Here is a 23,820-nt window from a genome sequence, read left to right on the forward strand (position 1 = left end):
CGCTAGACCGCGACTTCCGCCTTGATGTGCGGATGCGGATCGTAGCCGACGAGCTCGAAATCCTCGAAGCGGAACGAGAAGATGTCTTTCACGTCGGGGTTGATCCGCATCACCGGCAGCGCGCGCGGCGCGCGGGTGAGTTGGAGCTTCGCTTGCTCCAGATGGTTGGAATAAAGGTGGGTATCGCCGAACGAATGCACGAAGTCGCCGGGCTTGAGGCCGGTGACCTGCGCGACCATCATCGTCAGTAGCGAATAGGAGGCAATGTTGAAGGGCACGCCGAGGAACACGTCGGCAGAGCGCTGATAGAGCTGGCAAGACAATTTGCCGTTGGCGACGTAGAACTGGAACAGGCAGTGGCACGGCGGCAGCGCCATCTTGTCGACCTCGGCCGGATTCCAGGCCGAGACGATCAGGCGGCGCGAGTCCGGATTGCGCTTGATCATGTCGATCACGTTCGCGATCTGGTCGATACTGCGGCCATCAGGCGTGGGCCAGGAGCGCCACTGATGCCCGTAAACCGGGCCGAGATCGCCGTTGGCATCGGCCCATTCGTCCCAGATGGTGACGCCGTTGTCGCGCAAATATTTGATGTTGGTGTCGCCCTTGAGGAACCAGAGCAGCTCATGCACGATCGCCTTCAGCGGCAGCCGCTTGGTGGTCAGCATCGGGAAACCGGCGGACAGATTGAAGCGCATCTGGTGGCCGAACACCGACAGCGTACCGGTACCGGTCCGGTCGGTCTTCTCGGCGCCGTCTGAAAGAATCCGCTCGAGCAGGTCCTGATATTGGTGCATGTGTCGTGCGCCTTTGGGGAGGCTGGAAATTTAGCGGCCGCCTCCGCGCTGCGACAGCGGCGATTCGCTGTTCGCGCCGATTATACCCGGAAAAGTGAGCGTTCCCGGCGCAAACGACAAGGGGCGGAACCCAGCGGCCCGCCCCTCGCCTATCAGCCTGATCCTGCTGGCTAAGTTGCCGGCTTGAGCACCGGGCTCCATTTCGCGATCTCGTTCTTGACGAGGGTCGCCAGCGCCTCTGGCGTACGGTCCTTGGGGCCGGGAATGACGCTGCCGAGCTCGAGCAGGCGCTTCCGCACGGTCTCGTCGTCGAGCGCCTTGATGGCCGCGGCGTTCAGGCTCGCAACGATTGCCGGTGAGGTTCCCTTCGGTGCGAACATCGCATTCCAGGCCTGGGCCTGGAATGCCGGCAGGCCGGCTTCCGCCGTGGTCGGCACGTTCGGCAGCGACGGATTGCGCTCCGCCGTCGCGATCGCATAGGCCTTGATGGTGCCGGCATTGATTTGCGGCACGGCGTTGACGATCTGGTCACACATGTAGTCGACCTGGCCGGCTACCAGCGCGTTCATCGCAGGGCCCGTGCCATTGAAGGGCACACCGACCGGCTTGATGTCGAGGATGGAGTGCAGAAGCTCGCACGAGACGTGCGAGACCGAGCCGACGCCGGCATGCGCGGCATTCACTTTCTCGGCGTTGGCCTTCACGTAGGCGACGAACTCCTTGAGGTCCTTCGGCGGAAAATCCTTGCGCGCCAGGATCAGGATCGGCGTGCCCGCGAGCAGCGCGACCGGCTCGAAGTCCTTTTCGGGATGATAGGCGAGTTTCGGATAGAGCGGCACGGAGGCGGCATGCGTGCCCATATGCCCGGTGATGAGCGTATAACCGTCGTTGGCCGCACGCGCCGCGCGCGTTGTGGCGGTGGTGCCGCCGGCGCCAACCACGTTTTCGATGATGATGCTCTGCCCCAGCGTCTGCGCCATGTGCGCGGTGACGATGCGCGCGACGACGTCGGTCGGTCCGCCGGCCGCGAACGGCACGATCATGGTGATGCTGCGCGTCGGATAGGTCTGTGCCTCAGCCGGTGCGGCAAGGACGCACAATGATGCGAACGCCGCGGCACATGCGCCCGCAAGCGCGCGAATGACAGTCATCTCGATCTCCCGGGAGACAAACAAAAATGCCGGCCACGAAGGCCGGCATTTTCATTCCACGAAGCCGTCATACAAGTCGATTCGACTTCCGAATGCGGCGCGCGGACGCAGGGCGCGGCGCCGACGCAGGGCGCACCCCCTCAGTTCTCAGACTCGGTGAACACCTCGTCGCGCTTGGCGCGCAACACCGGCAGCACCGTAAGAACCAGGAGGCCCGCCGCGACGGCCAGCAGCACCGCGGACAATGGACGCGTCAGGAACACGCTCCAGTCGCCGCGCGAGATCAGCAGCGCACGGCGCAGGTTCTCCTCCATCAGCGGCCCCAGCACCATGCCGAGCAGCAACGGCGCCGGCTCGAAATCGTGCTTGATCAGCCAGTAACCGACGAGGCCGAACACGCCTGCGAGGATGACGTCGACCGGTGCGTTGTTGACCGAATAGATGCCGATCGCACAGAAGATCACGATCGAGGGGAACATCAGCCGGTACGGCACGCGCAGCAGCCGTACCCAGATTCCGACCAGCGGGAGGTTGATGATGATCAGCATCAGATTGCCGATCCACATCGAGGCGATCATGCCCCAGACGAGATCCGGCTGCTTCTGCATCACCTGCGGGCCCGGCACGATGCCGTGGATGGTCATCGCGCCCACCATCAGCGCCATCACCGCGTTGGGCGGGATACCGAGCGTCAGCAGCGGGATGAACGAGGTCTGCGCGGCGGCATTGTTGGCGCTCTCCGGCCCCGCCACGCCCTCGATCGCACCGCGGCCAAACCGCGACGGATTCTTGGCAAGCTTCTTCTCGAGCGTATAGGCGCCAAACGATGCGATCGTCGCACCGCCGCCGGGCAGGATACCGAGGATCGAGCCGAGCACGGTGCCGCGAAGGATGGCAGGCGTCGAGTCGATCAGATCCTTTCTGGTCGGCATCAGGCCGGTGATCTTCTGCTGCACGAGATCGCGGCTCATCTCGGCGCCGGCGTCGAGATTGCGGATGATCTCGGCAAAGCCGAATACGCCCATCGCCACCGTCGCAAAGCCGAGGCCGTCGGCGAGTTCCGGAATGTTGAAGGCCATGCGAGAGGCGCCGGTCTCGATGTCCGAGCCGACCATCGAGAGCAACAGGCCGAACACGATCATTGCGATCGCCTTCAGCACCGAGCCCTTGGCCAGGACCACCGCGAAGATCAGGCCGAGCACCATCAGCGAGAAATATTCGGCCGGGCCGAACGCCAGCGCGAGCTTCGTAAGCGGCGCGCCGAGGACGGCAATCAAGACGGTCGCGACGCAGCCGGCGAAGAACGAGCCGATCGCGGCGATCGCCAGCGCGGGACCAGCGCGGCCCTGCTTGGCCATCTGATGGCCATCGATGGCGGTAACGACCGATGTCGCCTCACCGGGTATATTGACCAGGATCGACGTGGTCGAGCCGCCGTACTGGGCGCCGTAATAGATGCCGGCGAGCATGATCAGCGCGCCGACCGGCGGCAGTCCGAAGGTGATCGGCAGCAGCATCGCGACGGTCGCGATGGTGCCGATGCCCGGGAGCACGCCCACCAGCGTCCCGACCAGAGCGCCGATCAGGCACATCAGAAGGTTGATCGGAGAGAGCGCGACGGCGAAGCCGTGAGCGAGGTTGGCAAAGATATCCATCACGCCCTCACTGGATCAGGAAACGCGGAAACATCGGCATCGGCAGCCCGAGCACGTACGGAAACAGGATTGCGCAACCGAACGTCAGGCAGGCGCCGACGATCGCAGCTTCGAGCCAGCGCGTCTCGTGCGAGCCCGTCGCCGCAATCATGAAGCTGACGAAGGCTGTGACCACGAGGCCAAGAGGCCGGATCGCCAGTGCGAAAAAGACGATCGCCGCCACCACGAACAGCGGCCCGCGCCAGGCGTAATGGGCAAGCGGGGCTCCCTCCGTCAGGAGCCCGGTCAGGGCGATACCGGCGGACAAGGCGACCAGCAGGCCGCCGAACATGCGCGGCGCGGTCCCTGCGCCGAAGGAGAAGCCCCGCATGCCCTGCAAATCACTCGATGCCCACAACGCGAACAGCGCCAGCGCCATCAGGACGACGCCGCCGACATAGTCCTGCGCCGATCGGATCGTCATGAACAGCGTGAGAATCGCCACCACGAACAGCGGATAGGAATAGATGAGCGCCAGCAGCACCTCGGACGAGGCCTTCTTGGCACCGCCACTGAACGATCCGAGGATGGCGCTGGGCGCGCCGGCGAGCAGCGCCGTCGCGTGGTTGGTGACCACCGTCGCCGGGCCGCGCCCGGCGCCCCAGCCGAAGATCGTCCCGATCGACCAGATCAATTCGAAAATCTGCGGCGCAAGCGCCAGCAGACAAAAGCCGAGCGCCACCTTTGTGTTTCGGGTGGCGGTCGCTGAGTGGCCCATCGTGTCGGCCATGCCTGTCTCCTCCGCGACCCGTAAGTCACGAGCACTGTTGTTCTAAATCGGCTGGAACTGGATCCCCCGCCCGAATCACTGCCTAGCGATTTTCATCACACAATGCCAGCAAAACCCAACAGGCTCCGGCGAGCAGGAGCAGAGTGGATTGATGCGCGAACGGAGGTGATCACCGCAACCGTCGCGCTCTTGGTGCGGCAGCGGGATCCATCAATGGCGATGAAACGTGCCAGATTCCAGCCGACGACCATCCGGAACCTGCGCATGGAAACCGCTGGATCACCGCTTGAAACCCCTGTTTTTCGAAACGTTTGCCCCCTATATTGGGGATGCCGGTTCGCCGGCTATGGAAATAAACGGTCGTCGCAATAAACCATTCGGACCCGGGGGCGGTACCCGGCGCCTCCACCAAAGCCCACCGATGGGCTGGCCCAAGAAGCGGGCTTTGGCGGGGGCGAAATAGGATCGACGAGGGCGTAAAGGGCGTACTTTTTCCCGGTATTGTTCCGCCGTTATCGGGCTACTGCAATAGTTGCCAACGACAACTTTGCTCCGGTTGCTCAGGCTGCGTAACGCAGTTTGAAAGACCACTCTAAAGTCCTAGCGGGTTAAGCTCCGCTAGGCGGGGTTCGGAGGCACCTGGCAACAGAAGCCTCCACTTTACTCTTTGATTTCTTCCCCGGCGGGGACTCCTGCTGACCCGTCAGGCGCGGTACTATTGCGGCTTGGCGAGTCGGGCCGGCAGGGCCCCGGCTTCGGGGATGCAACAGGACCACCATGGCGACCGATCATATCCGATACGATGTGCTGGCCCGCGATGCGCTGCGCGGCGTGCTGCGCAAGGTGCTGACCGATGCGGCGACCCATGGATTGCCGGGCGAGCACCATTTCTTCATCACCTTCGTGTCGAAGGCCGAGGGCGTGAAGCTGTCGCCGCGGTTGCTCGCGCAATATCCGGAAGAGATGACGATCATCCTCCAGCACCAGTTCTGGGACCTGACCGTGCTTGAGGACCGTTTCGAGGTTGGCCTGTCCTTCGGCGGCATTCCGGAGCGACTGGTGGTGCCGTTCAGCGCCATCAAGAGCTTCCTCGATCCGTCTGTGAAATTCGGCCTCCAGTTCGACACCTCCGACATCGCCGAGGTGGTGCCCGAGAGTTTGCCGGCAGCACCCGCACCGTCGGCCGTCGCGGTACCCGCGCCCGCCGCTGAGCCGGGGGAAAGCACGGAAGCGCCGGCGGCCCCGAACCAGGGCGGCGCCGAAGTCGTACGGCTCGATCGTTTCCGCAAGAAATGATCTAGACTGGGCCCGCCCCCGTCGCGCGCGGCCGGACTTCCTATATATCCGACGCCCTATATAGAAGAGCATATACAAGGGGCCGCGCGGCGTTCCGCACGGCGAAATGGATATGCTCATGGCCAAAACTGCCCGCTCAGAGACTGCCCGCTCAGAGACTGCGCGCTCAGACACTGCTCGCTCGAAGACCGACCGCCCCGCCACCCGCACCGAGACCGATAGTTTTGGCCCCATCGAGGTCGCCGCCGACCGCTATTGGGGGGCGCAGACCGAACGCTCGCGCCAGAATTTTCGCATCGGCACGGATCGCATGCCGATCTCGCTGGTGCACGCGCTCGGCATCGTCAAGCTCGCCGCGGCACAGTCCAACCGCGAACTCGGCCTGCTCGACCAGCGCCGCGCCAACGCCATCATCCGCGCTGCGCGCGAGGTGATCGAGGGCAAGCTGGACGATCATTTCCCGCTGGTGGTGTGGCAGACCGGCTCCGGCACGCAGACCAATATGAACCTCAACGAGGTCATCGCCAACCGTGCCAACGAGCTGCTCGGCGGCGAGCTCGGTGCCAAGAAGCCGGTGCATCCCAACGACCACGTCAACATGAGCCAGTCGTCGAACGACTCTTTTCCCACCGCGATGCACATTGCCGCCGCAAGCCGCATCAATGCCGATCTCGTCCCTGCGCTTAATGAGCTGCTCCGCGCGCTGCGTAAGAAAGAGAAGGAGTTTTCCAAGATCGTGAAGATCGGCCGCACCCACACCCAGGATGCGACGCCGCTGACGCTCGGCCAGGAGTTTTCGGGCTATGCCGCGCAGGTCGAGAGCGGCATCGCCCGGCTCAAGGTCGCGGTGAAGGAGCTCTATCCGCTGGCGCAGGGCGGCACCGCCGTCGGCACCGGCCTCAACTCCAAGCCGCGCTTTGCAAAGCTGTTCGCAAAGCACGTTGCCGGGATCACGAAGCTGCCCTTCACCAGCGCCGCCAACAAATTCGAGGCGCTGGCCTCGAACGATGCCTATGTGCTGGCGCACGGCGCCATCAATTCGGTGGCGACGGGCCTGTTCAAGATCGCCAACGACATCCGCCTGCTCGGATCCGGCCCGCGCTCGGGTCTCGGTGAGCTGATCCTGCCGGAGAACGAGCCGGGCTCCTCGATCATGCCGGGCAAGGTCAATCCGACGCAGTGCGAGGCGATGACCATGGTGTGCTGCCAGGTGTTCGGCAATCACACCGCGATCACGATCGCCGGCAGCCAGGGCCATTTCGAGCTCAACGTCTACAAGCCGGTGTTGGCCTACAGCATGCTGCACTCGATCCGCTTGCTGGCGGACGCCGCGCGCTCCTTCACCGAACATTGCGTCAGCGGCATCCGCGCCGACGAGACGCGCATCAGGGAGCTGATGCAGCGCTCGCTGATGCTGGTGACGGCGCTCGCGCCGAAAATCGGCTACGACAATGCGGCCAAGGTGGCCAAGACCGCGCATGCCAACGGCACCACGCTGAAGGAAGAGGCGCTGCGGCTCGGCTTCGTTTCGGCCGATGAATTCGACCGCCTGGTCCGCCCCGAGAAGATGACCAGCCCGGGATAATTCCGAATTCCGATAGCCATCCGTAGTGATACGGACGCCAGACCCGCAGAAATATGCGGCTTTGGGGGCGGGATTTGATTACCGTCAATGGCGCTGCGGGGCGGCGTGCTGCGCAGCCCTTCTGCCCTCGACGGGGCGAAATTCATCGTTTGATGGCCGAGTGGCCGATTGACGAGGACGAGCGAATGGCAATCAAGTCTTTTGGGGCGCAATGCAGCGCCCAGTTTCTGAACGTTTCAACCTGCCTGAAGAGGATCGGGTGATGGAGACGCGGCATGGGGAACGTCATCAACCTGAATCGTTTCAGGAAGCGCGCCGAGCGGGAAGCCTCGGCGAAGCAGGCGGACGTCAACCGGGCGAAGTTCGGTCGCACGAAAGCGGAGCGGTCGGCGGAGGAGAAGCGGGCGGACCGGGCGAAGGAGCATCTGGATCAGCACCAGATCGATCGCGAGGAGCAGCCATGAAGTCGCCCGTCGTGAAACGGTCGATCGTCGTCGCCGGCCACAAGACCAGCGTCAGCCTGGAAGAGGCGTTCTGGAACGGCATGAAGGAGATCTCGGGCCTGCGCAACATGACGCTGTCCGAGCTGGTCGGCGAGATCGACAGTAACCGCCAGCAGGGTAATCTGTCGTCGGCGATCCGGCTGTTCGTCCTGGACTACTTCAAGAGCCGCGCCATGGCCGTCCAGCCGGAAAAGGTCTCCGCCCAGTAGCCGCCGGGACTTTCCCCGGGCGACCTGCTCTGCACTTTAAAATCACTCTAAGGTGCAGCTTCGGCGAGCAAGCGCGCTTGACCTCAATGCCCTGGGTTGAAAATACAGGGCATGACCGACACCAACGATACGCGTTCGCAGATGCCGCTAGGCCTGGCGCAGCGCGGCTATACCGGCGTCATCCAGCATCTGTCTGCCCGCGAGGCGGGCTCGGCGCTGTCGGACATCGAACTCGAGAGCCGGCTGATCGAACTCGGCTTCGTCGAGGGCGCCCGGGTCGAGGTCCTGCATGAGGGGCTGGTCGGACGCGACCCGATCGCCGTGCGGGTCGACAACATCACCATCGCGGTTCGTCGTCGCGAAGCCATGGCCATCATCGTCGCTTAGATAGCGGCCGGATATTTGCTCCCATGGAATTACCCCTGCTGCATCTCGCCCTGGTCGGCACACCAAACAGCGGCAAGACCTCGCTGTTCAATGCCCTGACCGGCAGCCGGCAGAAGGTGGCGAACTACCCGGGCGTCACGGTCGAGCGCAAGGAAGGCTTTTTCGTCACGCCGCTGGGCCGTCAGGTCTCCGTGGTCGACCTGCCCGGCACCTATTCGCTGCGCGGCCGCAGCCCGGACGAGGAGATCACCCGCGACTTCGTGCTCGGCAAGGCCTCCGGCGAGACGATGCCCGATCTCGTGCTGTGCGTGGCCGACGCGACCAATCTGCGCCTGACCATCCGCCTGCTGCTTGAACTCAAGCGCACGGGACGGCCGATGATCCTCGTGCTCAACATGTTCGACATCGCCACGCGCCGCGGCATCAATGTCGACGTGGAACGGCTCGCCAAGGAGCTCGACGTGCCCGTGGTCACCTCGATCGCGGTGCGCAAGGGCGGCACGGCCGATCTGTTGCAGCTGACCGACGAGCTCTCGGCCAAGCTCGCTGCCGAGCTGCGCGAGAACAACTGGCGCGCGCTCAGCGTCTCCGAGCTGCGCGCCACCCAGCGCGAGGCCGACCGCATCATCGCCGATTGCGTCAGCCTGCCTGCTCGACCCGACACCTGGACCGCCCGGATCGACGCGATCGTGCTGCATCCCGTCGGCGGCCTGATCGTGCTGACGCTGATCCTGTTTGTCATGTTCCAGGCGGTGTTCGCCTGGGCGCAACCGGCAATGGAACTGCTCAAGTCCTTCTTCGATGCGCTCGGCGAGGTCGTCCAGGCCACCCTGCCCGCCGGCTTGCTGCAGAGCTTCCTGCAGAACGGCGTGATCTCCGGCGTTGGCAGCGTCATCGTGTTCCTGCCGCAAATCATCCTCATCTTCCTGTTCATCCTGCTCCTGGAAGATTTCGGCTACATGGCGCGCGCCGCGTTCCTGATGGACCGCATCATGGGCGGCGCCGGCCTGCACGGCCGCGCCTTCATTCCGCTGTTGTCGAGCTTTGCCTGCGCCATTCCCGGCATCATGGCGACGCGCGTCATCGACAACAAGCGCGACCGGCTGACCACGATCCTGATCGCGCCGCTGATGACCTGCTCGGCGCGCATTCCGGTCTACACGCTGATCATCTCCGCCTTCATTCCGGCCAGGGACGTCTGCGGCTTCATCAACTTGCAAGGCCTCGTGATGTTCGGCCTCTATGCCACCGGCATCGCCAGCGCGCTGCTGGTCTCGTTCGTGATCAAGTTCTTCATGCTGCGCGACTATGCCCCGGCGCCGTTCATGCTGGAGTTGCCGGACTACAAAGTGCCGCGGCTGAAATCGATCGCGATCGGCATCTACACCCGCGCGAAGATGTTTCTGCAGCGCGCCGGCACCACGATCTTCTCGATGATGGTGCTGATCTGGTTCCTGGCTTCATTCCCGCAGCCGCCTGCGGGCGCCACGGAGCCGGCGATCGATTTCAGCCTGGCTGCGATGATCGGCAAGGCGCTCGAGCCGCTGCTCGCGCCGGTCGGCTTCAACTGGCAGATCGCGGTCGCCCTGATCCCCGGCATGGCGGCGCGCGAGGTCGCGGTCGCAGCCCTCGGCACCGTCTATGCGATCGAGGGCGGCAAGGAGGCGGCCGAGCAGATCGGTCAGGTGCTGGCGACGAAATGGTCGCTCGCGACCGCCCTGTCGATGCTGGCCTGGTACATCTTCGCCCCGCAATGCGCCTCCACGCTGGCGGTGATCCGGCGCGAGACCGGAAGCTGGGCCTGGATGGCCGTGACCTTCACCTACATGCTGCTGCTGGCCTATGCGGCGAGCCTCGTCACCTACAATGTCGCGGTCGCGCTAGGGGCGGGCTAAAGCCCCTCCCAAAACAAAAGCTGCGAAAACAACCCCATGCACAGTAGACGGGGGTCATGAAATCAATGGCTTACGCGTCTGCGAAAGTCATCCGACCATAGCTGGGGTAACCGGGCAAATTTCGGAAAATCAGTTGCGCCGTCGGGCAAAACACCGGCATGATGGCATGATCAAAGTGCGCCTGCAGCCGACGCAATGTCGATCTACGCCGCGCTCATTGCTCCGGTACGCTCCTGAAGAAGCCGCATCAACTCCTTGGCCGGACGGGGCCGGCTGATCAGGTAGCCCTGCATTTCGGTGCAACCAAGCTCGGTCAGCTTCAGCCGCTGGGCGTCCGTCTCCACGCCTTCCGCAACGGTCGTCATGCTGAGCCGCTGCGCCATCATGGTGACGGCTTGCACGATCGCGACGCAGTCATCCTTGTCCGAGATATGGTCGATGAAAGACTTGTCGATCTTGATCTTGTCGAACGGGAACGTGCGCAAATAGCTCAGGCTCGAATAGCCGGTCCCGAAGTCGTCCATGGCAATGCGAACGCCAAGCTGGCGCAGGTGGTGCAAGGTCACGAGCGTGTCGGACGTATCCTGCATCAAGACCGATTCGGTGACCTCCAGCTCCAGGCGATCAGGCGCAAGCCCCGAAGCTGCGAGCGCGGCGGCGACCTGCAGGACCAGCGTGTCGGGCCTGACCTGTGAGGACGAGAGGTTGACGGCGACCGAGATGCCATATGGCCAGCTCGCCGCGGCCATGCAGGCCTGCCGCAGCGCCCACTGTCCGAGCGCTCCGATCAAGCCACATTCCTCGGCAACCGGAATGAATTCGAGCGGTGAAACCATCCCGCGGACCGGGTGATGCCAGCGCAGCAGCGCTTCGCAGCACGTCACCTCTCCACTCTTGAGATCGACGATCGGCTGGTAGTACAGCTCGAACTGCTCCTCTGCGAGCGCGAGGCGGAGGTCGGCTTCGACCTGGTGACGGACCTTCAGGCGGGCATCGAGCGCTTCCTCGTAGAAGTGATACGCGCCGCGTCCACCCGCCTTGGCCGCGTAGAGCGCAAGATCTGCATTCTTGAGGAGCTGCTCGGGGTCGGCGGCGTCTTCCGGCGCTATCGCGATGCCGATGCTCACAGCAACCGCGACCTCCTGGTTGCCGAGCAGGAAGGGCGGCTTGAGAGCCTCTTTCATGCGCGTCGCTAACGCGGCGGCGTCGGCGGGGCGGCACAGAAGGGTCTGCACCACCGCGAACTCGTCGCCGCCAAGACGCGCGATCACGTCGGTATCCCGGACGCAGTGACGCAACCGGTCTGCGGCCTGGCGCAAGAGCTCGTCGCCCCTGGAATGACCGAGCGTATCGTTGACGCGTTTGAAGTGGTCAAGATCCAGATAGAGCAGCGCGGCCTTCTCGCCACGACTCGTGCGCGCCAGCGCTCGCTTGAGCTCGATCGCGAACAGCACGCGATTGGGCAGACCCGTGAGCGTATCGTGATGGGCCAGGTGCTGCATCTGCTCTTTGCCGCGCTCGAGGGCGATCTCGGCCCGGCGCATGTCGCGATAGAACAGCGCGGAGCCGAGGATCAGCGCAAGCAATGAGGCGCCGCCGCTGGCAAGCAAGTACTGGCTTGCGCGCTTCGATTCGGCCTGCATCCGGTCCAGCTCTGAAGCGACCCGGGCGTTCGTCAGATTGACGACGCTGTTCATGTGATTGGTGATCCGCACGTAGCTGCTGCCGACCTTCAGCATCTCGACCGGCGCGAGGCGGACATTGACGGTGCACAGATCCACGACCGAAAACAACGATGCCCGGTACAGCGCGAGTTCGCGGTCGGCCGCGGTGTAGACCGGGAGCGCTTCCTCATCGTGCTGGAACGAGGCTTGCACTTCGCCATATTGCTTGACGATGGCCCGCACCGCGTCGATCGTGGCGCGGCCACGTTCGAAGACCGCCTCTTCGTCGAACTTCCGATCCATCGCGCCGGCGAGCAGATCCGAGAGCTGCACCTGGTTCTCCGAAAGGGAGAGCATCAGGCGGCCGATCTTCTCGAGTCGCGTGATCTGGTCCTGCTTGATTTCGTGTACGACCGCGTCCTGATGCGAGAACGCCCGCAGGAACTCAATGCAAACGGCGAGCAGAACGATGACCGCAAGAACCGAGCTGCCGATCAACCGTGCGCGGAGGGTGTTGAATCCAAGACTCACGATCGCTCCTCGCGAGTGGCGTGGAGCTTGCCCAGATCATTCATAGGCGGCTCGTTCAAACTCCGCCGGATCGATGGTGCCGGCCAGCGTGAAGGCGCCTCGTCCATCGGGCCGAAAGATCAGCGCGCCACCTTCGAACTTGGGCCAGAGGCCGGCAGCTTCCTTCAGATTCGTCGTGTGGCCGACGAGAACAGTATTTGTGCCGGCCTGCGGCGGTGTTGCGAGCATCCTTCTGAGCTCATCGGCCACGGCGCCCAAATCCTCCTTCGGCAGGGCCAACGTGTAGACCAGCGCCCGGGGAGTCGTTTGCTTGATGTCGGGAAACGCGAGCGAGGCTGTTTCGGCGGCGCGACAAATCGGGCTGGCGAAAACCCGGTCGACCAGGATGCCTGACGTCTTGAAGGCGAGCCCAATCGTACGTGCGTGTGCGCGGCCGGCGTCCGACAGGGAACGCTGTTTCGTGCAGTCATTCAGGTCGACCGGATCAGTGTCGCTGCGTGACGTATCGGTCTGATCGTGCCGGAGATAGACGACATAGCCGCCGGCCTTCAGCGCCTTGAGCATAGGCTCGGCGGCGGCGCAGGTCGCACTGACCCCAGAGAGGACCGAGATTGCAGTAACAAGCACCAGCCGACGCATTTGCAAGCTCTCCCCGTGGAGATTTGAACAGTTGCATCAGCGGGTTAAAGAACCGATACGGCGCAGCTCCGCAACTATACGGATGCCAGGGCGCACTGAGGCAGGACTTTCGCGCCGGATTAACCTTGATCGCTGGCGGGCGATCCGGCACTTCTATGCAGGAGTGAGCACGACGCCCGGACATTCGTCGACCCAAACCCCGAGCGTGACTGTCTGGGCCATGGACAATTTCACCACCCCCCGTTTGACAGCCGAGCGACTGCACGAACATCATCTCGCCGACCTCGTCGCGCTGCATCTCGACGCCGAGGTGTCCCGCTATATCGGCGGCGCACGTTCGCCGGAGACAACGAAGGTTTACCTCGACGTCAACCTGGCGCATTGGGACCGGCACGGCTTTGGGTTGTGGGCGCTGCGAACGAGCGACGGCGCATTCGCCGGGCGGGCGGGAATCCGGCACATCCTCGTCGACGACGTCACGGAGATCGAGATTGCCTACGCGTTCAAGCGCGATCTCTGGGGCCAGGGACTTGCGAGCGAGATCGCGAGCGCGCTGACGGACATTGGGCTGTCGCAGCTCGCGCTGCCATCCCTCATCGGCATCGTCTATGTCGCGAATGGCGCATCGCGCCGCGTGCTGGAGAAGTCGCACTATCTGCTCGAGCGGCGCACGAACCGTCACGGCGAGGACGTCGCGATCTACCGCAAACGGCGGTGAGAGACTGATCCGGGCCCGGCCCGGTGGAACCCGGCGGCGGCCCGAGAGTTCCTTACCGACCTTACAGTGCAAATGCGGCTGCCCGCCTCGGGGCCCTTGGGGCAAGCAGCGGCCATCCGGTAAACAAGTGCAACGGGGGTTCAATGACCGGTACGTCCAGGTCTGTGTCGGACAGTCACCTTAAGGATTTGCCGAGAGTTTCGACGGGCAGCGATGGCCTGGATGACATCCTGGGCGGCGGCTTGGACGCCAATCGGATGTATCTTTATGAGGGACGGCCCGGCACCGGCAAAACCACCATCGCGCTCCAATTCCTTCTCAGGGGCGTGCGCGATGGCGAACGCGTGCTCTATGTCTCGCTCTCTGAAACGAGACGGGAGCTGGAGCTTGTCGCGCATCGGCACGGCTGGTCTTTGCAAGGTGTGGATATCTTTGAACTGGTCCCGCCGGAGACAACGCTCGATCCCGAACGCGAGCTCACGGTGTTCCATCCCGCAGAGATGGAGCTGAGCGAAACCACCAATTTGATTTTCAAGGAGGTCGAACGCGTTGACCCCACGCGCGTGGTGCTCGACAGCCTGTCCGAACTGCGCCTGCTGGCTCAAAACCCGCTGCGATACAGACGCCAGGTTCTGGCTCTGAAGCATTATTTCACCAATCGCAATTGCACGGTGGTCCTGCTCGACGATCTCTCATCGTCCCAAGACGACCTGCAGCTTCATTCCATCGCACACGGCGTCGTCATGCTCGAACAGCTGGCAATCGAGTACGGGGCCGAGCGGCGGCGGCTTCGCGTGATCAAGATGCGCGGCATAAGGTTTCGCGGCGGCTACCACGATTTCACGATCTCGGAAGGCGGCTTGCGGATATTCCCCAGGCTGGTCGCGGCCGAACATCACAAGCCCTTTTCCGGCGAGTTCACGCCCAGCGGCAGCGCCGAGCTCGACCAATTGCTGGGAGGCGGCCTCGAGCGCGGCACCAACGCACTTCTCATTGGCGCTGCCGGCGTCGGCAAATCATCGCTAGCGCTGACCTATGCGATAGCGGCGGCGGAACGTGGCGAGCACGCCGTGTTCTTCGCCTTCGATGAAGGCCGCGGTACCGTGGAGGCGCGAGCCCGCACGCTCGGCCTGCCTCTCCAGGCTCACATTGACTCGGGGCGAATTCGGTTTCAGCAGATCGATCCCGCCGAATTGTCTCCCGGCGAGTTCACGGCGAACCTGCGCCGGAGCGTCGAGGTCGACAACGCGCGCGTGGTGATCATCGACAGTCTGAACGGTTATTTGAATGCGATGCCGGATGAGCGGTTTCTCATCCTGCAGATGCATGAGCTCCTGAGCTACCTGGCACAGCAGGGCGTGCTGACCATCCTTATCCTCGCTCAGCATGGACTGGTCGGCCCGATGGATACGCCGCTCGACATCAGCTATTTGAGCGATTCGGTCTTGATGCTGCGCTATTTCGAGTTCGGCGGACGAGTGCGGCGCGCCTTGTCTGTCGTCAAGAAGCGCAGCGGCAATCACGAGCACAGTATCCGCGAGTTTCGGCTCGGCAGCACCGGGATCAAACTGGGCCCACCTCTCAACGAATTCAGCGGCATCTTTTCCGGCAATCCGCATTATACCGGCTCGGAACTCCCGGAAGGGCTGGCCGAATGAGCGCCCGCCGGGACAACCGTGTTCTCGTATACGCGCCGATCGGCCGGGACGGACCGGCATCGGCCGAGCTTTTCCGCGGCGCGAATCTGGACGCGGTCAACTGCCGAAGCCTGCTCGAACTCGTCAACGAGATGACCGCTGGCGTGGGCACCGTGTTTCTGGCCGAGGAGGGATTGTTCGGGAAAGATACGGCGCCGCTGGCACAATGGATCGCGAACCAACCGCCGTGGTCCGACCTCCCATTTGTCGTTCTCACCAGCCATCGAGAGCAGCCGGCGGTCGTCGCCTGGCGCCGCAGCATCGTCGAGCTTCTGCGTAACGTTTCGCTGCTCGAGCGGCCGGTGCAGCCGATTACGCTGACCAGCGCGGTGCAATCCGCGATGCGGGCACGGCGGCGTCAATATGAGATCCGGGCTCTGCTTGAGGCGCGCGAGCAGACGGCGCAGGAGCTCGAGAAGCTGGTGATCGAGCGGACGCGAGAGCTGAAGGAGGCCAACGAGCAGCTTCGCCTCGAAATGAACGAGCGCGCTCGCGTGGAGGAAACGTTACGCCAGGCTCAGAAAATCGAAGCCATCGGCCAGCTCACCGGCGGCGTGGCTCACGATTTCAACAATCTGCTGATGGTGATTTCCGGCGGGCTCGACATGCTCGACCGCCAGACAGATCCAAACCGGCGCCGGCGTCTGATGGACGGGATGATCCAGGCGGCGCAGCGCGGCGCCAGCCTGACCAAGCAGCTTCTGGCGTTTTCCCGCCGGCAGAAGCTTCGGCCGGAGCCCGTCGACGTCGCCGCGCAGATCGGCGGCATGCGCGAACTGCTCGATCGCAGTCTGAGGGGCGATGTTCATGTCGAGTTCGATTTTCCGGATTCGCTGTGGCCGGTAGAGGTCGATCCCGGTGAGCTCGAGCTGGTCATTCTCAATCTGGCCGTCAACGCACGCGACGCCATGCCCAATGGCGGCACGATCGTCGTGCGCGGGGAGAATCTACCCGACCTGAAGGACCAAGAGATCTCCGGCGATTATGTGCGTCTCTCCGTTATCGACACCGGTGTTGGGATGGCTCCGGGCGTCTTGTCCCGCGTCTTCGAGCCGTTCTTCACGACCAAGGACGTCGGAAAGGGCTCCGGCCTTGGGCTGGCGCAGGTCCATGGATTTGCGACGCAGTCGCGCGGCACGGTGCGCATCCAATCGGAGGTCGGCCGCGGCACCAGCATCGAGCTGTACCTGCCGCGGTCGTTCGACGTTCCTTCCAGAGAGCGACACCTCATCGACCTCACCAGGGTGCGGCCGAAGAAGAAGAACCACGGTCGAATCCTCCTGGTCGAAGACGATGACGAGGTGGCTGCATTGGTCAGCGAGATGCTCGGCCAACTCGGCTATGAGGTCACGCATGCCTCCAGCGCCGCGGCGGCGCTTGGTGCCCTGGCCGACGGGCGCTCCATCGATCTGATCTTTTCGGACATCATGATGCCGGGCGGTATGAACGGGGTCGAGCTCGCGCGAGAGATCAAGAAAAGACGCAGTGACGTACCCGTCTTGCTGACCAGTGGATACGCCGAAGCGGCCGTCCATGAAGCCGAGGCCGAGGACGTTCAGATCCTGGCAAAGCCCTATCATATCGACGAACTGGCCGCCGCCCTTCACGCGGTCAAGTCAAAGCTTCGGCTCGACACGGACTCAAGGCGCTCGAATTGCCGCTGAGCTGGGCGGACGCACGCGAAAGCGAAATCAGACCGATGGGCGCTGATGCAGGTAGATCTTTTCGAACTGCCCGACCTCCTCCACCTTGGCCTTGTCGAGCAAGTGGAAGGTTCTGCGCTCGGTTGCGACGAGACCATCGTGACGAAGCTGCTGCAAGATCCGGTTGACGTGGACGACCGATAATCCAAGGCAGTCCGCCAGTTCGATTTGCGTAATCGGGAGCTCAAAGGACCCCTTTGTCGTGCGCCCGATCAGTTCAAGCCGCTCGTAAAGCTCTGCCAACAGGTGCGCCATTCGAACACGCGCCGGCCTGCGTCCGACATTGACGATCCATTCCCTGAAGATTGCAGAATCGATCAACGTTTCGCGCCAGAGCGCAGCCGCTACGTTCGGTCGCCTTTGATTTAGCTCACGCAAGGCGTCGTGCTTGATGAAACCGAGGGTACATTCCGTGAGCGTCGTCAGGTCATGATCCATGACGTGCAAGTGCAGGCTCTGGAGGTCCGGGATCTCTCCCGGCATATGGAGCGAGAGAATTTGCCTCTGTCCGTCCGGCGTAAGCTTGGAGCGGAATGCAAAACCATCAACGATCAGGCAGGATTCCGAGGGGCGGTCACCGTCACGCACGAAGCGCTGCTGGGCCGGGACGCGCTTGCTATGAATAGAAAGTTCTTGAAGTGCCAGGACATCGTCCTGGTCGAGCCGATTGACTTTACTGAGTTTTTGAACGAGCGCAGCCGTTAACGTTCCGGGCATCGCACACCTCTCCGCGCTTGAGGAAGTCTGAGCCGGAGAGGGAACTCGCCGCTCCGGCCGATAAGGCGGGAGCACAAAACTCTCAGCCACCAGCGCCCAAGAGTCGCGGCCGGTGATCAGGGACAATCACAGGTTAATGGGAAGGTTCCAACGGGGTCTAAGTTAATTTCTGGTCTGATACCCGCTCGATCTCGAAGCGCAACGAAACCAGCAAAACCGGGCCGAAATCATCGCGAACTTCGATTGCCAGCGTGCGGAACGCCGAACCGGGCAGCACGTCCCTGGCGAACTCGGCCATCGCAGTGGAGACCATAGTCCTCACCTCCTCCAAGGAGGCGATATCGACGCCGATCTCGTCGGCGATGAAGGTCTCATTGTCCCGCGTGTCGAAGTAATAGCGTGGCATGCACGCAAACTGACGGCCAACGCGTCCGTTCCTCGCTCCCAAGCCGTTTGTGCGCTTACCGGAAATACCCCAGCACCAGATCGATGTCCGAGCTGCCGGCCAGCGTTCCGTTCAGCTCGGCGTCGATGACGCGGCGGCAGGCTTCGATCGCAGCTTGGTCGCCGAGGTCGTTGGCGGCTTCCAGCACGAGCCAGGCGGCGTCGACCGACGCCTTGTCCGGCGCACCGCCGAGATCGGCGGCCGGTGCCTTGTTGATCTTCTTGCGAACGGCGGTGCCGAATTGAGGCAACATTGCAGATACTCCCCTGTCCTCAGTGTACTTCTCAGTGTACTTGGAGCTCGGGCTGACGGCCCGCATCGGCACCCGCGCTGTTCTTGCGCGACTGGTAGAACTTCAGGATGCTGCGCGAGGTCTCGATCTTGAGCCGGCCGTACTCGCGCTCATTGTCCTGCAGCTCGCGGGCCGTGATCAGATGATCCTTGGCGCCGAGGAACAGCAGCGACATGGTCGTGTCCCAGGAGAAGTCGAGTGCCTTGCACAGCACCAGGATCATCTCGCGGTTGCGGTCCATCAGCGCACGCTCGATCACGTCGACCGGCAGCGCCGACAGCAGCGACAAGCCGATCTGCACTTCGTCGAAGCGATGCTGGCGCGCATAGTTCGAGATCGAGTCCTGGTTGAGATTGCCCTGGCGGTACTGCGTCGTTACAACGCGCTTGGCGACGAAATAGCTGCGCGAGGACGGACCGAACTTGGACTGAAGATCGCCGGTGACCTCGGTCACCGAGCTCTGGATCTGCGTCATCATTTCGGGTCGTTCAGTCTCGAGCCGGCGGCGGACGTCTTCCGACGCCTTCGAGATCAGCTGCTGGAAGATGTGGCGCGGCACGTCCTTGCGCAGGCCAAGCTGTTCGGCAAGAATCGAATCTCCCTCGGCGCGGCGCACCATGTGCAGCAGGCCTGAGCCGGAGAAGCGTGCGCCCTCGTTCTTCGCGACGGACGTCACCACCTCCTGGTTGCCGCGCTTGACCAGCACGTCGGTCACGGCCTCGCCGATCGACTTGCGCTGTGCGATCGCCAGCAGATGCGACTGGCTCTTGGTCATGGCGCTCTCGACCAGCATCTTCTCGTCGATACGATTGGACTCGCGCAGCACGGGACCCGCGACCTCGATCTCGTCGTCGAGCGCGAGCTTCTCGATCACATTGAAGGGGGCATGGTCGCACGCCGACATCACCTCCGAGAGCTGCACCCGCGCCGCGACCTCGATCTCGTCGGCAAGCCGCCCGATGACCTCGCCGAACATGCTGATCTCGTCGTCGCTGTAGCGGCCGGTGATTAGGATGTCGGTCGCATGCCACAACGCCTTCACACGGCTTTCGTCGGTGCCGCGCGCGATCGCGTCGTCCAGATCCTGTAGAAGCGTTTTCGCCCCGTTCATCTCGATAACCCCCAGTTCTTGGCGAGCCGTTCTTGCCGAGCAGCTCTTGACGAGCAGCTTGGCGAGCCGTCCCGCCGCTCGTGGCAGGACACCGGATTCCTCAGGAACCGACGCTAGAGATCAAACGCGAGAATTCAGTAAAACCGGCGAATCAGTTTTGCCGACCAAAATTCATTCAAATGCGTGGGAATGGGTTAAGGCGCGGGCAAGGTGCTGCTTCACCTCTCCCGTAGGGGCCCGTAGGGAGAGGTCGGATCGCATCGAAAGATGCGATCCGGGTGAGGGGTTACGGTTTCAGCGGATGCCGCCGCCCCTCACCCGGATTGCTCCGGACGATGCTCTGCATCGCCGAGCGCAATCCGACCTCTCCCCGCTGGGGAGAGGTGAAGAGCGAGCCCGGCCGCGAGCACCGCCTCACGGATTCTGTGGCGTCAGCACCAGCGGCGGCTTCGGCCTGGGCTTGGCGGGCGGCGGGCCCGGAGCGGGCTTCACGTCGATCGGCGGCGGCAAAGGGGCAAGTTGCTGGCTTGCCAGCGGTGGACTCGGCGCGGCGGGGGCCGCGTGCGGAGCTTTCGGCGTCGGCGCAACCTTCGCCTTGGCCGGTGCGCGCCGCGGATCCTGGCCCGGCAGGGGCACATTCGCAGGCGCCTGCTCCGGCGCACCATCGGGAGAGACCAGTGTCGGCAGCGCGGCGGTGGCGGGCGGCGGCTCGCCGCGCTCGATCGCATCGAGCCGGCGCGTCTCGCGGTCGATGGTGCGCACGGCGAGCCAGGAAGACAGCGGCGCGAGATCGACGGTGCGATTGAGCTTGTCCGGAGGGCCTGCCGCGAACAGCTGGATCTCCGGCGGGGCGCCGGACAGTCCGGTCATGATCGGCGTCAGGCTGGCGCGGATGTCGGCCTGGTCGGCGGGAATGTCGTAGCCGCCGGAGACGATGGCGCGGGCGTTTTTCGCTTCCAGCGGCGTCGCGCCGACGCGCAGGCGTCCATCGCGGATCGTGAACGGGATCTGCGCCGAGGCGACCGCGATCGGGCCTGCCGACAGCGCGGGCTCGACCAGCTGCCGCAGCCGGTTGTCGTCACTGACCTGGCCGCCGTCGCTGGCACGGATGGCGATCTCGAAGGCGCGTGGATTGAGGCCGCTGATTTCGGCGGAATCGAGCGTCACCGTGCCGTTGCCGGCGAGCGCGCCGGTGAGGGCGGCGACGCTGCGGCCCTGGCTGGTCAGCGCCATCTGTACCGAGGCGCGTCCCTTGGGCAGCGCGAGATTGCGGTAGCGCAGCGCCGCCGCATCGACATTGCCGAGTTCGATGCGCGCGTTCAGGGCCAGCCCATTTGCGCCATTGCGCGCATCGAGACTTGCCGACATTTCGCCGCCGCCGATGCCGCCCTTGAGCGCATCGAGCGCGAGCGACTGGCCGTCGCCGCGGATCGTGCCGGCGAAGGGGCGCAGCTCGATGCCACCGGGCAATGTGCCGCGCAATGCCTGGAAGGCAATGCGGCCGCGCCAGCCACCGATGAGCCCCGCACTCAGCGGCTCGCCGGACTCGTGGCCGGCGGCGCCGATCGCCATCGCGAGCGCCGGGGCAAGATCGAGCGTATCGAGGCCCACCTCGCCATCGACACTCTTGTCCTGGTCGAGCGTCACCGTTAGATGGCCGCGCAGATGCGAGCCGGCCGCGGTGCTGTCGAGATCATCGAAGGTCAGGCGATTGCCGGACAGGCTGACGCGCGAGGACAGGCTGACTTTCTGCGCCGGCTTGTCGGCCGCGCTGGTCCCGAACAGTGGCGCCAGATTGGCATTGCGCACGCGCAGGCTCGCGCTGCCCTTGGAAGCCGGCCAGTCAAAATTGCCTTGCGCATCCGCGTCCAGCCCGCCCGAGAGTTTTGCGTTCACTTGCAGCGGCCGGCCCCAGGCGCCGGTCACCTTGCCTTCGAACTGCGAAGCGCCCTCGCCTGCGGCCACTACGCGATCGAGGCCGAGCAGCGCCAGCAGCGCGCCCGCCTGCGGCGCCGATAGTTTAGTATCGAGTGTGAAGTCGCTGTTGCGCAGGCGCTCGATGTCGAAGCCGCTGACGGCGGCCACCGGCGTCTGCGCGACCAGCGTCGCGGTCGCCTTGAGCTGCGGCGCGTCGAGATCGAACACGGCGCGGGCGCTGCTGCGATCGGCATGCTCGGCATTCTTGTCGAGGCTGAGGTCGAGCTTCAGGCGCGTCGCGCCGGGCAATGCCGGCATGGCATCGAAGCGCGCGCGCACCGCGGGCGCAAACGGCTCGATCAGCGCCGTGAGCTCGTGCAGCGAATTGCCGGAGGATTTCAGCGCGAGCCTGCCGGTGAGCTGGGTGCGATCGAAGCTGCCGCTCGCCTCGGTGGTCACGCCGCTGGCCTGTCCGAACCGCAATTGCTCCAGCGATAGCGCCGCCGGGCCATAGCCAAGCTTTGCCGTAAACGGCCGCAGCTCCTGTCCGGCGGAGATGGCGCGGCCGATATCGAGCGAGAGCTTTGCCTCCTCCGGCCATTCGCCCTGCGGCCCGGCAAGCGCGCGCACAAAACTTGCCGCGGCATCGAGGTCGAGACGATCGGCCTTGAGCTCGGCATCGATCCGGGAGCCCTTGCTGGCGCCGGTCTGGACGAAGGCGATGCGGCCCTCCACCGCACCGCCCTCGATCTCGGCCTTCAACCTGTCGATGGCGAGATGGTTGGCGGCAATCGTCACGTCGCCGGCAAGGCGCAGCGGCCGGGTGCTGCGCCGGTTGATCTCGCTGCGGCCCTGCAGCCAAGCCAGCAGCGTATCGGGATCGGACGATTCGACGCTGAGGCGGCCGCTGAAGCTGTCGGCGCCGGGAGTGGCGCCATTGAGCGAGAGCTGCGTCATGCCGGGAGCGCGCAGCTCGAGCCGCTGGAAGGTCCAGGATCGTCCGTCGGTCTGCAGCTCGGCGGTGATGTTCTGGAGCGGACGGCCACCGAGCATGATCTGGTCGGAGTTGAATTCGATCTGCGCCGGGATCGGCGCCTGCGGGATCGCGGCCAGCCCTGCGCGCAGCGCCGGCAGGACGCGCTGCGGATCGGCATCGTCCTTGGCAGCATCCTTGGCAGCATCCTTGGCCGCCAGCTTGTCGGCATCGACCTGCCGCGCCGAGAGCACCGCGCGCAGCAGCGGCGAGGCGCCGAACTTGAGGTCGCCGACGCCGCCGAGCTTCAGCGCGGCGTCGTCAGTACCGAAGTTGACGTCGATCTGGTCGAACTTTGCGCCGGCCGGATCGGCCTTCAGCTTCGTCGTGAGCTTCCAGGGCGTCGGCCCTACCTCGCCCGCCTTCTTTGTCGCGGGCACGGCGAGCGTCAGTGCGCCATCGAATTTCGGCAGGCGGTTGTCGAAGGCGAGCACGCCTTCGAGATCGGCGAGGACGGCGCGCTCGCCCGGGTCGATGTTGAGGTGGAGGCGGGTGGCGTTGCCGTCGGCGCTCGGGCCGGAGGAGATACGAAACGGATAGCGCACGCCGTTGGCGGTGAAACGGCCGTCGCCGCGCACGGAGCCGGCGAGCGAGCGCACGTCACCGGAAAAGGCGATGTCGCTCAGCTCCAGCGTCGAGCGGCTGGCGGCATCGTGCAGGGCGATGCGGCCGGTGAGATTGAGCCGCTCGATAGCGAGCGAGGCGAGATTGAAGGCACCGCTCGCAGTAGACGGCAAATCGACCCGCCCGCGCGCGTCCAGGCCGAGGTCGGCCGCCATGCCACCGACCGAAAGCTCGGTGGCGCGCCATTCGCCGCGCATGAGGGAGCCAAGACTGAACTCGACGTCGAGCTTGTCGGCGCGCAGGCGGCCGAGATCGTTGTTGCCGCCGAAGGTGACTGCGCGCAGCCGCAGCGTCGGCGCCGGCAACAGCCGCGCGTCGAGCTCGCCCGCCACCCGCACCGGCACGCCGATGATTCGGCCCGCCTCCGCCTCGAACTGGGGCCGAAACTGGTTCCAGTCGACGAAGTAAGGCCCGATCAACGCGGCCAGCAGCGCAATGATGAAGGCAATCGCCAATCCGAGCAGCGTCGTCTGCACGGGTCT

Annotated in this window: 20 protein-coding genes and 1 other RNA gene; 10 read left to right on the forward strand and 11 right to left on the reverse strand. The window is 64.3% G+C overall.

Features of this window, described 5'->3' with window-relative positions; translation table 11 throughout:
* Positions 1-2: 2 nt before the first annotated feature.
* The 4 genes from IVA87_RS24735 to IVA87_RS24750 form a co-directional block, all read right to left on the reverse strand.
* Positions 3-797 carry a thymidylate synthase gene (locus IVA87_RS24735; protein WP_247335441.1) on the reverse strand — a complete coding sequence of 265 codons (795 nt, stop codon included), beginning with the start codon at positions 795-797 and terminating at the stop codon, positions 3-5.
* Positions 798-967: 170 nt separating this feature from the next.
* A complete protein-coding gene (locus IVA87_RS24740; protein WP_247278528.1) occupies positions 968-1,948 on the reverse strand; it encodes a tripartite tricarboxylate transporter substrate binding protein BugD in 981 nt (326 codons plus the stop codon).
* 140 nt (positions 1,949-2,088) lie between these two features.
* Positions 2,089-3,606, reverse strand: coding sequence for a tripartite tricarboxylate transporter permease (locus IVA87_RS24745; RefSeq protein WP_247278527.1), 1,518 nt, complete (start codon positions 3,604-3,606; stop codon positions 2,089-2,091).
* Between the two features lie 4 nt (positions 3,607-3,610).
* Positions 3,611-4,372: a tripartite tricarboxylate transporter TctB family protein gene (locus tag IVA87_RS24750; RefSeq protein ID WP_247335442.1), complete on the reverse strand. Its 762-nt coding sequence runs from the start codon at positions 4,370-4,372 to the stop codon at positions 3,611-3,613.
* 292 nt (positions 4,373-4,664) lie between these two features.
* Here IVA87_RS24750 and ssrA point away from each other — a divergent pair.
* From ssrA to IVA87_RS24785, 7 genes are all read left to right on the forward strand, one after another.
* Positions 4,665-5,032: a transfer-messenger RNA gene (gene ssrA / locus IVA87_RS24755) on the forward strand.
* A 117-nt stretch (positions 5,033-5,149) separates the two neighbouring features.
* Positions 5,150-5,668 (forward strand): ClpXP protease specificity-enhancing factor SspB, encoded by a 519-nt coding sequence (locus tag IVA87_RS24760; protein WP_247306571.1) that lies wholly within the window; start codon positions 5,150-5,152, stop codon positions 5,666-5,668.
* A 106-nt stretch (positions 5,669-5,774) separates the two neighbouring features.
* Complete coding sequence (gene fumC / locus IVA87_RS24765; protein WP_247335443.1) at positions 5,775-7,253, forward strand: class II fumarate hydratase; 1,479 nt, start codon at positions 5,775-5,777, stop codon at positions 7,251-7,253.
* Between the two features lie 275 nt (positions 7,254-7,528).
* Positions 7,529-7,717, forward strand: a complete 189-nt coding sequence (locus IVA87_RS24770; protein WP_247306577.1) for a DUF4169 family protein — start codon at positions 7,529-7,531, stop codon at positions 7,715-7,717.
* Positions 7,714-7,965: a ribbon-helix-helix domain-containing protein gene (locus tag IVA87_RS24775; protein ID WP_247306579.1), complete on the forward strand. Its 252-nt coding sequence runs from the start codon at positions 7,714-7,716 to the stop codon at positions 7,963-7,965. The genes IVA87_RS24770 and IVA87_RS24775 overlap by 4 nt, the downstream gene beginning before the upstream one ends.
* Before the next feature lie 111 nt (positions 7,966-8,076).
* On the forward strand, positions 8,077-8,352 hold the full coding sequence (locus IVA87_RS24780; RefSeq protein ID WP_247278520.1) for a FeoA family protein: 276 nt from the start codon (positions 8,077-8,079) through the stop codon (positions 8,350-8,352).
* A 23-nt stretch (positions 8,353-8,375) separates the two neighbouring features.
* The gene (locus tag IVA87_RS24785) at positions 8,376-10,247 is read left to right on the forward strand and encodes a ferrous iron transporter B (protein ID WP_247335444.1); all 1,872 of its coding nucleotides are present in this window, start codon (positions 8,376-8,378) and stop codon (positions 10,245-10,247) included.
* A 203-nt stretch (positions 10,248-10,450) separates the two neighbouring features.
* Here the strand turns inward: IVA87_RS24785 and IVA87_RS24790 are convergent, their stop codons facing one another.
* Both IVA87_RS24790 and IVA87_RS24795 read right to left on the reverse strand, forming a co-directional pair.
* Positions 10,451-12,442: an EAL domain-containing protein gene (locus IVA87_RS24790; protein WP_247335445.1), complete on the reverse strand. Its 1,992-nt coding sequence runs from the start codon at positions 12,440-12,442 to the stop codon at positions 10,451-10,453.
* Between the two features lie 36 nt (positions 12,443-12,478).
* A complete protein-coding gene (locus IVA87_RS24795; RefSeq protein WP_247335446.1) occupies positions 12,479-13,081 on the reverse strand; it encodes a hypothetical protein in 603 nt (200 codons plus the stop codon).
* A 220-nt stretch (positions 13,082-13,301) separates the two neighbouring features.
* Here IVA87_RS24795 and IVA87_RS24800 point away from each other — a divergent pair, with 220 nt between their 5' ends.
* The 3 genes from IVA87_RS24800 to IVA87_RS24810 all read left to right on the forward strand — a co-directional run bounded on the left by IVA87_RS24800 (position 13,302) and on the right by IVA87_RS24810 (position 17,160).
* The gene (locus IVA87_RS24800) at positions 13,302-13,799 is read left to right on the forward strand and encodes a GNAT family N-acetyltransferase (protein WP_247335449.1); all 498 of its coding nucleotides are present in this window, start codon (positions 13,302-13,304) and stop codon (positions 13,797-13,799) included.
* Positions 13,800-13,942: 143 nt separating this feature from the next.
* The gene (locus IVA87_RS24805) at positions 13,943-15,457 is read left to right on the forward strand and encodes an ATPase domain-containing protein (RefSeq protein ID WP_247335452.1); all 1,515 of its coding nucleotides are present in this window, start codon (positions 13,943-13,945) and stop codon (positions 15,455-15,457) included.
* A complete protein-coding gene (locus IVA87_RS24810) occupies positions 15,454-17,160 on the forward strand; it encodes a response regulator (protein ID WP_247335456.1) in 1,707 nt (568 codons plus the stop codon). Before IVA87_RS24805 ends, IVA87_RS24810 begins: the two co-directional genes overlap by 4 nt.
* A 27-nt stretch (positions 17,161-17,187) precedes the next feature.
* Here IVA87_RS24810 and IVA87_RS24815 read toward each other — a convergent pair whose 3' ends face one another.
* The 5 genes from IVA87_RS24815 to IVA87_RS24835 all read right to left on the reverse strand — a co-directional run bounded on the left by IVA87_RS24815 (position 17,188) and on the right by IVA87_RS24835 (position 23,814).
* Positions 17,188-17,916 (reverse strand): Crp/Fnr family transcriptional regulator, encoded by a 729-nt coding sequence (locus IVA87_RS24815; RefSeq protein ID WP_247335459.1) that lies wholly within the window; start codon positions 17,914-17,916, stop codon positions 17,188-17,190.
* Between the two features lie 157 nt (positions 17,917-18,073).
* Positions 18,074-18,322 carry a hypothetical protein gene (locus IVA87_RS24820; protein ID WP_247306606.1) on the reverse strand — a complete coding sequence of 83 codons (249 nt, stop codon included), beginning with the start codon at positions 18,320-18,322 and terminating at the stop codon, positions 18,074-18,076.
* Between the two features lie 55 nt (positions 18,323-18,377).
* Positions 18,378-18,614 (reverse strand): hypothetical protein, encoded by a 237-nt coding sequence (locus tag IVA87_RS24825; RefSeq protein ID WP_247335462.1) that lies wholly within the window; start codon positions 18,612-18,614, stop codon positions 18,378-18,380.
* 31 nt (positions 18,615-18,645) lie between these two features.
* On the reverse strand, positions 18,646-19,764 hold the full coding sequence (locus IVA87_RS24830) for a DUF2336 domain-containing protein (RefSeq protein ID WP_247306612.1): 1,119 nt from the start codon (positions 19,762-19,764) through the stop codon (positions 18,646-18,648).
* Between the two features lie 414 nt (positions 19,765-20,178).
* Entirely contained in the window at positions 20,179-23,814 is a 3,636-nt protein-coding gene (locus IVA87_RS24835) for an AsmA-like C-terminal region-containing protein (protein ID WP_247335464.1), read from the reverse strand.
* Positions 23,815-23,820: the final 6 nt, after the last annotated feature.

It is taken from the genome of Bradyrhizobium sp. 147, from assembly GCF_023073935.1.
Taxonomy (GTDB): domain Bacteria; phylum Pseudomonadota; class Alphaproteobacteria; order Rhizobiales; family Xanthobacteraceae; genus Bradyrhizobium.